The organism is Aquimarina sp. 433 (assembly GCF_054054605.1).
Genome location: NZ_JBSWZK010000005.1, coordinates 409,518 through 423,202, shown reverse-complemented (window position 1 = coordinate 423,202; position 13,685 = coordinate 409,518). Strand labels below are relative to the sequence as shown.

Here is a 13,685-nt window from a genome sequence, read left to right as displayed (position 1 = left end):
ACGATAATTGTATGATTCAGATTGTTTAAAAATGTCTAGCGGGGATAAATTGTTGTAATTATCTTATTAGAGAAAAACTACCAGTTCTTATACGACCATCTTGAAGTTCTACACGGAACCAATATTCACTAGAAGGCATTTTAGCACCACTATAAGTACCATCCCAGCCATTACCAGAAGGGACCAATTGTTTTAGGAGTTTTCCACTTCTATCGAAAATATAAATAATAGAATTGCCTAGTACTTGAGCCGAAATACCTTTTACATTCCAGGTTTCATGAAACCCATCTCCATTAGGAGTAAAATATTTAGGAAATCCAACTACAGAAATATCCTGAGTAGCTTCAGGTCCACATCCATTTTTATCTCGGACATAAACCGTGTGAAATCCAGGAGGAACATCCGTAAAGGTTGAGCTATCCTGATATGTTCTGATACTACTCCCATTAAAAGCAATAGCATATTCATAATCTCCAGAGCCTGATACATTAATGGTCACCGTATTATTGTCTGAGGCATCATTAATTTCGATAGGCTGTATTATAGTTGCTGGCGAAGATGATGTTACGGTTATGGTTCGATCTTTAGAGCATCCTGTAAGTTGACTTGTCATAGTAAGCAGATAAGTTCCTGCTTGCGATACACTTATAGTCTCGCTGGTTTCTCCATTTGGAGACCATGAATAATTGAAATCATTTGGATTTCCAGAGTCTAATCCAGAGCCAATAGTAATGATTGTTCCTTCACACAAAAAGGCTTCGGCTAATTCTTCTATATCTGGTAACGGATTGACAAAAAGGGCTACCTCATTAATACCAAAACACTGATTTAAATTATCTTCTACTCTGGCATAGATAATATCTTGGCCTTGAGTTCCAGAAGTTGTATTTGTATATACGACTATTGAGTTTGTTTCACTGAGAGCATTTTCAATAGTTTCATAGTACGCTACGGATAGATTTGGATTTCCTATTCCAGATAGTACTTGTATGTCAGCTTCTGTTAGATCAAATTCTCTGAATCCATCCTCAATACCATCATCATCACAGACGTTTAATATGGCATCATTTGCCGAAGTAGTACTTACTAATAAATCTAAGGTAGAGATCCTAAAACATCCTGTTATATCATCAATTACTCTAACGAATAATTGCTGATTTGCAGTGGTATTTTGATATGTATTCGTATTAGTAATAGATGATGTGCCTACATCCGCAGAACCCATATCTTCAAAAAATAGAACAGAACGATCCGGAGCTCCTTCTGTAATTTGATCTATTGCTTCGTTCAGGTTGAATAAAGTAATACCATCATTTGTATTTAAATATTCATCACATTGAGATAAAGAAGTATTATTGGCAACAGGCAATAAATTAATGGTAACTGGAATCTCCAGAGTATCAAAACAATCCGTATTTAAATTGTTTTCTAACCTAGCATACACTGCAGGCATGGTGTTAGACAATACTGCATTTGTTGGGTCAACTATGGGATTTGTATTGTTTTCTGCATCTACTAATGTATTATGGTAACTTAAGTTGAAATCAGCAGTACTTTGACTTCCATAGATATCATTATTGGCTGTAGTTAAATCATAAGTAATCATTCCATTGGTATCATTTCCATCATCAGCATTATCACAGGAAACAACTGAATTTGTAGGAAATGCGGTTGGAGTATCAAAAACTTCTATGAGAAAGCTCGCTGTGTTATAACAATTTATATTATCCACATTTTCTATTCTGATAGCGATGGTTTGTGGATTATTCTCTGTAATAAAGTTTTGTGGTAATTCATTATTATTAGCATCAGCATCTGCTATTGTTCGAAAGTAGCGAACTTGAAATTGAGTAGGATCTTGAGTTCCAAGTACTGTAGAAGTGTAAGTTGATAAATCTATTTCTGTTAATCCATCGTTATTGTCATCACAAATCATTTCTGTTGCTGGGATAGCTGCTATCATAGGAACTTCGAAAAACGTAACATTTGCAACTCCTACTAGTGGACAACTTCCATCATTAAGATCAACTTCTAATCTGTAATTTCCAGCAGTAGTTATATCTAAGAAAAATGTATTATTTGTAATTTGAACATCATCTACAAACCAAGTGTAAGTGGCTGTTGGAATATCTTGATGAGCTAATCTATAGGTGTCACCATCACACAACATAAGATTTACGTTGTTAGGATCACCACTATTTATGATATCAATCGTTTGGGCAAAAATTGATTGAATGAATGGAGGTAGTCCTATTCTAGATCCTCTATTTCCATCAATATTTATTAATAATCCTTGATCTCTGTAGGTAATATTTGCGGCTATTTCTTCGGGATTCTCGATAACACCAAGATAGTTTCCAACTCCTGAGTCAAAATCATATAAAGCTCTGTATATCTTTCCGTCAGGTCCTAATTGTAACGCACCAGCGCTAAAATTGGAAGTTTCTTGACCATTTTCGTTTATAATCCTAGTACCACTGGCGGCAATTTGATCATTAGGTAAGGTTAAATCGAACTGCATTAGAAATCCATCTCCAAAACCACCTATGCCTAATCCGACTGTTGTATACAAACGTTGTCCACTTTGAGAAAATTCAATACCATACGGCGCATCTCCGTCATATAATTCCACCTCATTGCTCACAATTCCGGTACTACTATCAAAATCATAAAACAACACTTTTCCAGGGCCATCGCCTCCTGTGATTCTTGATAAACCAAAGTGTACAACTGCAAGTTTATCTCCTTCTGGCGAGGCTTTGAGATACCCCAAAGCATTACGTCTATATCCTGAGATAGGAACAATTACTCCTACTTGCGAAGTAACGGGAGTAGTATTTACTCCAGTTTGATCTACACTAAACGCATAATAGGTATCTATAAAATGAGTGATTACCCAAAATGAATCGCAATCATCACTTTTAACTGCAGTAATTTTTTCGGAACATTTATATAGGCTTTCTCTGGTGTCCGATGTATTGTATGTTATTAATGGAAGGTTTTTTTGTCCAGAAACGACCGCTCCATTTCCACCGTCTAGAGACATATCAACTACCGAATACAAGAGTCCGTCATTTACACCATCACCATCGGAAGTACTACTATCATTATCAGCATTGAAATGATGAGGTTCATCTACCGTAAAAACAATGTAAATATTTGGAGTATTTGGCTGTGGAACAATAAGAGCCGAGGATGTACTGGAGGTATCTCCTCTTAAATCTGTACCATTTTGCATTGGAACATGATTTCTGGTAAAGATGGTAGATCCATCTGTGTAGAAAAGAAGGTCTCCAGTTGCATCAGAAATTGTCGTGCAACCTTCTAAAGTATTTACTCTACCATTCGTAAGTGGAGTGGGAGGTGTTGTACTAAAATTTATCCCCGCATTTTGTCCAAAATACCAATTGTTAGCTTCTCCTTGTCCAAAAACGGAGAAGCTAGCAAATAATAATAGAACAAAAATTACTTGTTTCATGAATTGAGTTCGAAAACTCAAATATATTATAAATCTCTCTTTTTAAGAAGATAATACGAAAGTCTCACAAATATTGCTGTCCAAACTAATACGATTAGTATCTCATACCAGTGTACAGCATAGTCTCTTTGGAAGTTTTCACCTAGTTGATTCGCTGCTGATTGTATGAAATTTAATCTTGTTATAGGTTCATTGATCAAATTAGACATACTATCCAAAGGTAAAAATGGTATTATTTTATCAATGATGTCTGAATCGAATTTCCATTTTATCAAACCAGAAAACAATCTAAAAGCCCCTTCGATAAGTTGCCAGAAAATTAAAAACCCTAAAGCAAATGCAGAGCGTTTAATGAGAATTCCTAAAAACATACAGAAAGAAAAGAAACCTACTAGCTTTAGGAAATACGCGAAAATAAATTCTAAATCAGAAAATATAATAGATACTTCGTTATAGTCTGAAAATACTAATCCAAGTATAAGAGAAACTAGGAATAAGAATATCGTGGAGACCAAAGAAAATAGAACTACTGTAAGAAATTTAGAAGCTAAAAACTCTTTTTTGCTTAATCCATCTATTAAATTTTGTTTTAAAGTTCTGTTAGAGTATTCATTGGCCATTATGGAAACGATAACAATAGCTAAGAATAATTTTAACCAAGCAGCAATCCAAGAATTGAAGTGCCAGATATAAGGAAAGTTAAAAATTCCTTGATCTGCTAATCTAAAATTAACTCCACCAAAACTAAATTCATAGGAAGCAATTAGAGAAATTAATAAGATTAAAACAAAATATGTGATCGTCAACACCTTCGCCGACTTATTGTATCGTAATTTTTGAAATTCTATATTGAGTAGTCGTAACATGGCTTTAGTTTAAATTGTTGGTTAATTGTAAGAATTGTTCTTCTAAACTTTCTTTTCGTTTTACAAGATGTGTTAACGTAATTCCAGCTTGGTGCAATTGCTTATTCAGACTTTCAGCATCCAATTCTCTATTTAGGAATGCAACAATTTTGTCGTCTTCCTCTTTTACGTTTCCAAAAATATCTTGCTCTGATAACCACTTAATGAGCACACTGTTTTGATTACTATTTAATTCGAAGAAACCATGACTAGCGTTCATTTCATCTACGGGACCAGAATATAGTTTTACTCCTTTTCGAATAATAACTACATGGCTACATACTTTTTCCACTTCATCTAATAGGTGAGAAGCTAATAAAATGGTAGTTCCCTGTGAAGCGATAACTTTTATGATTTCTCTGATCTGATGAATTCCTTGTGGATCTAGTCCATTAGTAGGTTCATCAAGTATTAGAATCTCAGGATCGTTTAATAAAGCAGAAGCAATCGCTAATCTTTGTTTCATACCCAAAGAAAACGTTCTGAACTTACTATCCTTACGGTCCAAAAGACCTACTAATTCCAGTTTTTCTTCGATTTTATTTGTTGAAACCCCCTTGATCTGACATACTAGTTTTAGATTTTGTGCTGCTGTCATGTAAGGATAGAAATTTGGACGCTCGATTATAGCTCCTACCTTTTTTAAGGCTTCATGGGTAGATGTAGATCCATCGAACCAAGTAAAGTCTCCCGAACTTCTATTTACTACATTAAGAACAATACCTAGGGTAGTGGATTTACCGCTTCCATTAGGTCCTAAAATACCGTATACGTTTCCTTTTTTTATCGTAAAGGAAAGATCGTTAACGGCTGTTATACTTCCGAATCTTTTGGTAAGATTCTTCAAGGTTAAAATGGTTTCCAATTGTGATTATTTTTTGGTGGTTATATTAAACTAGACGACTACACTAAGATTTTGTTACAATAAAAAATGGAATCTTAGACTTTAAAGGTTTTTACAATGAATATTGGAATAAGGTTGTTGAAGTGCGTTTCTTTTGTAAATTGCCACTAGAAAGTAGTTGCGTATGGATGAGAAATTGATGTCTAAAAAAAAACCTACCTATCCGATCAATGATAGTTTAGATAGTTATTTAAAGGAATGTAATCGTAAGATAAAAATCCCAGTATTTTATGATGATTTATTGCGGTTTTCAGGTTCGATTGTAGTGTATGATAACAATGATGAAGATACTTTATGGGTGCGTGTATATTATGAAGAACATGAGCGACCAGAGATTGAATCTAGCCTAAAAAAAGTATACACCATCTTACATTCTGACGGTAATGAGGATGCGATTGAGTTTTTAAATATTGATGCGATTGATTATTGTACGTTTGGAAATTCTAAACCATTTAGAGTACGAGTTCGAAATATATTAAATGATAACTATACGTACATTTATGTAAAAAAGGCAGATGCATCTCGTATTTATGGGTTGGAATTAGAGCATATGTTCTCACCAAATAGGATTAATTTTTTGGTATATAAAAACACATTGATCGAAGAGCATATTGCAGGCATTCCTGGTGATGTGTTTATCAAAGATTTCTTGCCAGACCTAAGTGACCAGGCAAAAGCACAAATTGCCAAGGAATTTGTAAAGTTTAATGAACGTTGTCAAATGCGTTTATTGGGGGATATGCGTTCTTATAATTATGTGATTATCCCAATTCATGATTTTGATCATGTGCAGTATCGCATACGAGCCATAGATTTTGATCAACAATGTTTTGAAGGGAAATTAAAAGTATATCAACCACAATTCTTTAAAGAAAACTTTGATATGGTGGATATCGTTTTAAATAGATTACAACCAAATTCAATTGAACAATATAAGAAAGAAGAACGTTCTGTTTTGGCAAAAAGGATACTCAATTCCAGATCTCGTTATGAAACGTTAATTGCTTGTATGTGTGCTGATACGATTTCTACTGAAGAACATTTAAAAGAACTACGAGAACATCTTTATAATTTTACACTGGATCTAAAATTTCGTAGAAGTAAATCCATGGGCGAAGTACTGAAAACTGCATTGGATTTTGTAAGAAGAAATTATGAAAATGTAAATATGAATCGATTGTTGGAAAGGTGATGGAGTTCGTACTTCCAGTGTTAGGTAATAGAAGTTTGAAGTCGGAAGTATTATATCGGATGTTTGTTACTAGATTTTTGAAGTCAGAAGACGGATGTCAGAAGTCTAATTATGTATTACACTCCTGACATCGGATATCCAACATCTGGCCTCAGACTATTTTAGTCTAGCTTCTAGCGCAGTATTTTTCTTTTTAAGTGTTTCTACCTCTTTTAGGAGAAAGTCCGTCTTCTTGTTCTGTTCAATCATGTAAAGTGTTAGCTGTTCGATTTTTTCGAGTAATTTTTTGTTCATTTCTCCTAATTGGATACCATTTTGAGCTACTTCTGCTGCAGAAGGGATGTTTTTTAAGTGTCCTTTTTCTGATATATGTTGTTCTACTTCTTGTAGTGTAGGCAAATTGTAGTCTTCTTCAAAGACATAATCTGGCCAGCCTACTAGATCTACTTTTACTTCTTGAGTATGAATATTACCGTTTACAGCTAATTTAGCATCAGGAGTGTATGTTCCAATACCAACATTACCATTATTAGAAACGGTCATTCTTTCTACTGGATAATTATTAGTATTATTAGAGGTAAAAAAACCTAATCTCGTGTTACTTCCCCAACCTGAATTTGCGATAGCTTTGATGATAGCTTTTCTTCCTGCTTGAGTTCCAGAAGTATTATTGGCGGTAGAATGTTCAGTGCTTAAAATAATTTCTGCACTATTGCCAACTGTAGCATCTTGTTTTCCTTGTACAATTAGAGAACCTGTCCCATTCGCATTACGGATATGTAATGATGAATTTGGATTCGTTGTTCCTATACCTACGTTACCATTGGTCATCAATACGGTTAAGAATGGATTGTTAGAGCTATTTCTAATATTTAACTTACCTCCGAAATGGTCAATCCATGCTTTGTTTTCTCCATTTTCTCTAAATAAAAATCGTCCTGGGAAATTAGTAGCAGGATCTACAATAATGTTTGCTGCGCCATAAGTTCCATTACTTATTGATTTGGCAGATATACCTCCTTCACCAGTAAATTGAACGTGTAATTTTTGACTTGGATTAGTGGTGCCAATTCCTACATTACCATTGGTGTTTAATACAATAGCATTAGAATTATTATTATAGTTATATAAACTAAATTTTCCAATTGTGGGATAGTTAGAAAGAAACCCCCAACTGCTTTTACCCGCATCTTGAAAACGCAAAATGGAAGGTTTTCCATCTGTAAAAGAATTTAGATGAATTTCTGCATTATTATTTACTTCTGATTTCACTTCAAGTTCTGCTGAAGGACTCGTAGTTCCTATTCCTACATTACCCGATACTGCTAAATGCGTATTAACAGGTAATTGTGTAGATGCATCATAACCAATACTTACTCCTCTATACTGCGATTTATCACCAACATCAGGTTGTAAATGTAGTGTAGAATAGTATTTTCCATAACTAGCAACATCAGAATGTCGAGCGATTATCCACGCTTTTCTATCGTTAAATCCAATTGAATTACCGAATTCCATTCCACTATTAGAGCTTCGTGATTTAAAAAATAGATCTCCACTACTGGAAGCTGTTGGATAAGATGCTGTACCATTAGGTAAATAGATGCTAAGTTTTGCATCTGGATTAGTTGTTCCTATTCCAACATTACCGTTTAGGTTAACTCTAAAAAGATTTTTGTAGGTGTTTGTTGTATTAAATTCTGAAAAGTCTTCAATTGAAAAAGCATTGCCATCATTCCATAATCCTAAGGAAAGTCTATTCCATTGAATTAGATGTCCACGATATAGCTCTCCAGCGCTATTTGTGTCTTCCAGATAATGTCCTTGATTAGTTGGTATTTGTGCCATACCACAAAATGATATCATTACAAATCCTATTAGTAAAATTACATTTTTCCTCATGTTTAATTTTTAATTGGTTTTAATTTGAAATATTTCTATCCCAAAAAAAATATAATGCTTTTAGATATGTGTCATATGGAGACTAAATGTTACCGTGAAAACTCGGATTTTCTAAAAAAAACATTTACTTTTTAATGTTTCATAAACCATTGTTCTAGCGTTTTACTTGTTGTTTTAAAAGATTGATTTCCTCTTGTAACATTTCAGATTTCTTAATAAGCTGCTCTGTCTTTTTATTCTGTTCTATCATATAAAGTGTTAGCTGTTCAATTTTTTCGAGTAATTTTTTGTTCATCTCTCCTAATTGGATACCATTTTCAGCTACTTCTGCTGCAGAAGGGATGTTTTCTAAATGTCCTTTTTCTGAGATGTGGTGTTCTACTTCTTGTAGTGAAGGTAAATGATAATCCTCTTCAAAAACGTAATCTGGCCAGTCATTATAAAGAGCAACTTTTACTTCTTCCGCGGCTATCTTACCCTTTACACCTAATTTATATCCTTGAGTATTAATTGTTCCAATACCAACGTTACCATTTGGAGAAACTGTCATTCTTTCTACGGGATAACTACTAATATCACTGGATGTGTAAAAACCTAATCGTGTATTTTGACCCCAATTAGAATTTGCAACAGCTTTGATAATTGCTTTTCTTCCAGTATTAGTTCCAGAAGTATTATTGGCTGTAGAATGTTCGGTACTTAAGATGATTTCTGCACTATTGCCAACTGTAGCATCTTGTTTTCCTTGTACAATCAAAGAGCCTGTTCCATTAGCATTACGAATATGTAACGATGAGTTTGGATTCGTTGTGCCAATTCCTACATTACCATTTGAAGCAATTCTCAGAGCGTTGATCTCTGAATGATTACCATTCCAAATGCTAGTATTAAATTGGAATGCTACATTTCCATGAGAACCCGATTTATCAGAGATCGCTTTTATAGAAGCTCTATGGCCTGGTAAATTATCATATAAATTACTTAAGCGTATTTCTGAAACAAGTTCATCATTTCCAGTGTTTGGAGCTTTACCAGTAATATTAACGATAGGTGTAGTATTTAAATCTTTTATTTGAAGTTTCTCTTCTGGATTAGTAGTTCCTATACCAACATTACCATTTCCTTTAATTGTCATTCTTGGATTTCTGCTATTAGATCCTGTATTAAAGTAGATCCCATCATAGGCATTGATATCTAATGCGTCTGGGCTATTATCTCCATCATCATATGTTAAGATAGATAAGTTATATTTATTAGAAGTTGAAAACCCTTCTCTAAAGAAAAGCCCTTTCTGATTCCCTAATTGATAAGCATCCAATAACAAAGACCCCTCTACGTGGAGTTTTTCAACAGGATTTGAAGTTCCAATACCAAAATTACCTGCACCATTTAATCTTGCTCTTTCGATACCACCACTTAAGAAAAGAATAGAATATTTATTGTTTTCATTTTCACCAGCATCCAAATAAATATGGTCAAATCTGGATTTAAATAACCATTTCCCAGGAAATGTGCCGCCAAAACTATGGATTCTATTGAAACCTCCATTTGCACTTGGAAATTGTAACTGATGTAATCCCATATTTAAATCTTGAGTTTGTGTTTGAGCTTTTAAACTATAAATAGCTCCAATAATTAGAATGATGAATGCAATATTTTTTCTCATGTTTCTTTTTGTTTATTTTTAATTTGCAGCATTTTAGACTCTGAAAAAAATGGCGCTTTTATATACGTGTCATTTGATTACTAAATGTTACCCTAAAAATTTAAGTTTTTCTTTTTTTGTTAAAAATCAGGCGCAAAAGTATAGAAAATGGATGGATTAGGGTTTCGTTTTTAAAAGGAATTGAAGCGGTGTTTTTTGTAACAAAACAACATTAATTGTCACTTATATGTAAAGTGTATTTTTATGAAAATAAATCCTTGGGCTTTTGGTGGTTTGTTTTTATTGGTATCTTCTATTTGGATGTATCATAATTTTGAGCTTCCTACCTTTTATCCTTTTGAGAAAACAGGGACAGTCAAAGCAGTTGCTTTTCAAGCTAAATTAGTAGTTCCTAGATTGCCTGGTATTGGAGGTGAGCATGATCAAATCGTACATTTTATCTATAAGATTGACAATATAGTATATGTGTCTAAACATAGAGCATATAGGTCTGGACAGTTTCAGGCAATTGGAGATTCTTTATTAGTTCGATATAGTGTAAACAATCCACAAAGAACAGATCCAACTCGATATTATCATAATGTATCTAGCAAACCAAGATATGATTATTTAAAAAAAAGTTTTTTACATACAAAGTCAAATGGGTACACAGCATTAGATCTACATGCCAATATATTTACCTATGAAGATTATGGTGCATACGGTAAGCTCTTGACAAAAACTACGGGTACTCACAAAATGCAAGACTCTACACTTGTTTTGACTCCCTTGATTTATTATAAGAATAGAAAAGTAGGAGATAGCATAATTGAAGAACCTAAACCGATGAATGAAGATTTTGAAAAAATCTATTTAAGTACTTTTAAACTAAATCCCAGTGGCAATCTTATTGAGATAAATTCAAATCTTACTTTTAACTTAACTGGTCAGAAGTAAGCGGTTTGGTTAGTCTTTTTGCTCTTTGTTAAAGTATACCAGGTAGTAGTACATTTGCTTTTCTTCATCCCAACCTTTTTCTACAAATTTTTCTGCAGATTCTGGATTGATAAAATCCATTTTAATTTGGATGTTGGTATCTAAATTAATCGTGTTTTTGATCTTTTTCCTAGCTGCAGAAACTGCAGTATTAGCAATAGGAAATTCTGTAAGATCTTCGATATGATATTTTGGAGCCTTTTCAGTTTTGTAATGTTTAAACTCGGGAATTAGATCCGGATTATCGATTACTTCATTTAAAAAAGCAGATTCTTCGAAGGTGTCGTTTTTGGCAAAGTGATTTACAGCACGATTCATAAACATCACTTCTTCTTTTTTGTCTTCTGCTGGTAGTACTACATCTTTAGCAAAATCCTGGCAGAATTTCATATACTTCTTGGTATAAAAATTTTCATCTGCAAAGGCTTCCACTCCTAAGAAGTGTTCTAACCAATACTTTGTGTCATAACGGTTAGAATCAACAGAAAGAATTTTATATCCTTCTTCTTGTTTATGATTAAAAATTAAACATCCTTTATCTAATTTATTTAGATTTACACCTTGTTGATGTAGTAGTTCTATATTCGTTCCTTTCTCTGCAAACTGAAGGAAATCATATTTCAATTCTGACTTGAAAATCCCTACGGCATTTGTTTTTTCATTATCTATAGAAAGATTCTCTAAATACACTACATAGACTTCTCCACTTTTGATATGCGGATGTTGGGATTGTTCATATAAAAGGGAAGCAATTCTCTTTGATTTTTCGTGAGCCGAAGATGGGTTATTGAATATTTCGGTAACGATTTTATATAGCGGATTAAATTCTACATCTACCTCATTGGTAAACTGAAAGTAATTCTCCTCTTTTTCTCTAAACGGTTTAAAAAAGTATTCCTTTAATAAAGCGGTTAACTCGTCATTAAGTGTGTAAGGAGCATCGGATAGAAATATGTTTTCATTTCTGCTCTTGTTACCTATTTTGTGAATCGATAACGATTCAATTTGGGTGCTATATAAATTGATCATACTTTCTTAATTTCAATTCCAATGTTCATCAAAACCTAATTCATCGTAATCATCAAGGTCTAAAAAGCCTTCCCCTTCATCATCTTGGTCTAAATCATCAGCTTTAAACTCTTTATCGGGCGCATTATCTGGTATTTGTCCGTGTACGAACATTACATTAGGATATTCTCTTCCGTTTTCATATTCAGCAATTTCCGCAAGCTCAACCAAAAATGTCCACATGCTTAAGAAGTCATAGACATAAATCAATCTAGGCGATGCCTCGTGTACCACATCGATTAATGTTGTTTCGTTCATTAATCGTACTGGCTGATTACCATCACTCATATCAAAAAGAGATATCTCTTCTCCTTGATTCCATTGCTCATCACTGACATAAAAAGAGGCCATTTCCATGCCATCAAAACCAAAGGATTGGTTAATAACATTATGAAACTGCTCTAATGTAGCGTCTTGTTCGATTTCGATATCTCTAAATACGTCTTCTTCTGTATCTAGGATAATTCTGAAACGGTAAACCATTCTTGTTTAATTTGGATTTGCAAAGATACAAACTTGTTAGTGACTATTTTAAATTTTCAGACGTCAATCCCTTTTTTTTAAACACTTCGAGTAGGATATAAAACTGAACTCCAAATAGTAAAGATGATATAACTAAATGTAAGGGTTGTGAAAGGAAAGGGAAATCAAAATAATACATTAAAATTCCAGTAAACGCCTCTAAACCGATAAAGGCAATGACCCAATTTAATTTAGATAATCCAAGTTGCATTTTGTTATTATACCACAACAGCCATAAGTTAATCAACACGATAAGGATAGAAAATGATCGATGAATATAAAAGTTCATTGTAGGTGGATCTAACCATTGAGATTTTGCTAGTTCACCAACAATTTTGATTTGTTCATCCACATACTGTCTTACCTGAGTACCTAAAGCAACCTGAACTAAAGTAAGCACTGCAGAAAAAAACAATACATTCTTAAAAGTTGAACTGATTTTGAATGTTTTAGTCTCCTTTTTTGTGAGAAATAAAATGTATAGCAATATGGCTAGTATTATAAATGCTACTAACATATGTATTGTAATTCTTAGCGGAAGAAGATTAGAATCTACTACTATTTTACCTAACCAAGCTTGAAATGCCATTGCTATAATGGTGAGTCCCGCATACAGCGTTATTTTTCTTTTTTCTTTCCAGAACCAAAGCGAAAGAATAAACATTAAAAGAATAGGGATTCCAGATACTACTGTAACCAGTCTATTAATATATTCGATCCAAGTATGCCATACATTAAATTTAGCATAGTCATGCTTTGTATAGGGTTCCCAATTGGTAGTTTCATATGTTGATGTAGATGTAAAATCTTTATTGGCGATTCTTAATTCTTCATCTACTATTACAATAAACCCTTCCTCATATTCATGATTGGGTTTCCATTGTATTTGACTTTCTTCGGTAGGAGGGATATAATATCCGAAGCATTTTGGCCAATCCGGACAGCCCATTCCAGAACCCGTCATTCTTACCACAGCACCTGCAATAATGATTAAATAGATAAGGACTACAGACGTAACTACAAGCGGTCTAAAATATTTTTTCATGTGTTAAGAATCTAAGTTTTAAAGGATT

The 13,685-nt window shown here is 33.5% G+C and carries 10 protein-coding genes; 2 read left to right on the top strand and 8 right to left on the bottom strand.

Annotated elements, in window-relative coordinates; translation table 11 throughout:
• Window positions 1-58: 58 nt before the first annotated feature.
• Genes ACWNT5_RS13165 through ACWNT5_RS13155 form a run of 3 tightly spaced genes read right to left on the bottom strand, consistent with a single transcriptional unit; the run spans window position 59 to window position 5,248 of the window.
• Window positions 59-3,478, bottom strand: coding sequence for a T9SS type B sorting domain-containing protein (locus ACWNT5_RS13165; protein WP_456517581.1), 3,420 nt, complete (start codon window positions 3,476-3,478; stop codon window positions 59-61).
• A gap of 26 nt (window positions 3,479-3,504) precedes the next feature.
• Window positions 3,505-4,344 carry an ABC transporter permease gene (locus ACWNT5_RS13160; RefSeq protein WP_299608058.1) on the bottom strand — a complete coding sequence of 280 codons (840 nt, stop codon included), beginning with the start codon at window positions 4,342-4,344 and terminating at the stop codon, window positions 3,505-3,507.
• A gap of 4 nt (window positions 4,345-4,348) precedes the next feature.
• A complete protein-coding gene (locus ACWNT5_RS13155; protein ID WP_456517580.1) occupies window positions 4,349-5,248 on the bottom strand; it encodes an ABC transporter ATP-binding protein in 900 nt (299 codons plus the stop codon).
• 163 nt (window positions 5,249-5,411) lie between these two features.
• Here ACWNT5_RS13155 and ACWNT5_RS13150 point away from each other — a divergent pair, with 163 nt between their 5' ends.
• Window positions 5,412-6,479, top strand: a complete 1,068-nt coding sequence (locus ACWNT5_RS13150; protein ID WP_299608053.1) for a hypothetical protein — start codon at window positions 5,412-5,414, stop codon at window positions 6,477-6,479.
• Window positions 6,480-6,635: 156 nt separating this feature from the next.
• Here ACWNT5_RS13150 and ACWNT5_RS13145 read toward each other — a convergent pair whose 3' ends face one another.
• Together ACWNT5_RS13145 and ACWNT5_RS13140 are read right to left on the bottom strand one after the other, a co-directional pair.
• Entirely contained in the window at window positions 6,636-8,381 is a 1,746-nt protein-coding gene (locus ACWNT5_RS13145; protein WP_456517579.1) for a hypothetical protein, read from the bottom strand.
• Window positions 8,382-8,535: 154 nt separating this feature from the next.
• Window positions 8,536-10,047, bottom strand: coding sequence for a hypothetical protein (locus ACWNT5_RS13140; protein WP_456517578.1), 1,512 nt, complete (start codon window positions 10,045-10,047; stop codon window positions 8,536-8,538).
• Between the two features lie 243 nt (window positions 10,048-10,290).
• Between ACWNT5_RS13140 and ACWNT5_RS13135 the strand changes: the two genes are divergently transcribed.
• Window positions 10,291-10,983, top strand: coding sequence for a hypothetical protein (locus ACWNT5_RS13135; RefSeq protein ID WP_456517577.1), 693 nt, complete (start codon window positions 10,291-10,293; stop codon window positions 10,981-10,983).
• A 9-nt stretch (window positions 10,984-10,992) separates the two neighbouring features.
• Here ACWNT5_RS13135 and ACWNT5_RS13130 read toward each other — a convergent pair whose 3' ends face one another.
• The 3 genes from ACWNT5_RS13130 to ACWNT5_RS13120 are packed head-to-tail and all read right to left on the bottom strand — an operon-like array spanning window position 10,993 to window position 13,657.
• Window positions 10,993-12,051 (bottom strand): nucleoid-associated protein, encoded by a 1,059-nt coding sequence (locus ACWNT5_RS13130; protein ID WP_299608045.1) that lies wholly within the window; start codon window positions 12,049-12,051, stop codon window positions 10,993-10,995.
• Between the two features lie 12 nt (window positions 12,052-12,063).
• Window positions 12,064-12,573 (bottom strand): IS1096 element passenger TnpR family protein, encoded by a 510-nt coding sequence (locus ACWNT5_RS13125; protein ID WP_299608042.1) that lies wholly within the window; start codon window positions 12,571-12,573, stop codon window positions 12,064-12,066.
• A 43-nt stretch (window positions 12,574-12,616) separates the two neighbouring features.
• Window positions 12,617-13,657, bottom strand: a complete 1,041-nt coding sequence (locus ACWNT5_RS13120) for a COX15/CtaA family protein (protein WP_299608039.1) — start codon at window positions 13,655-13,657, stop codon at window positions 12,617-12,619.
• Between the last annotated feature and the right edge of the window lie 28 nt (window positions 13,658-13,685).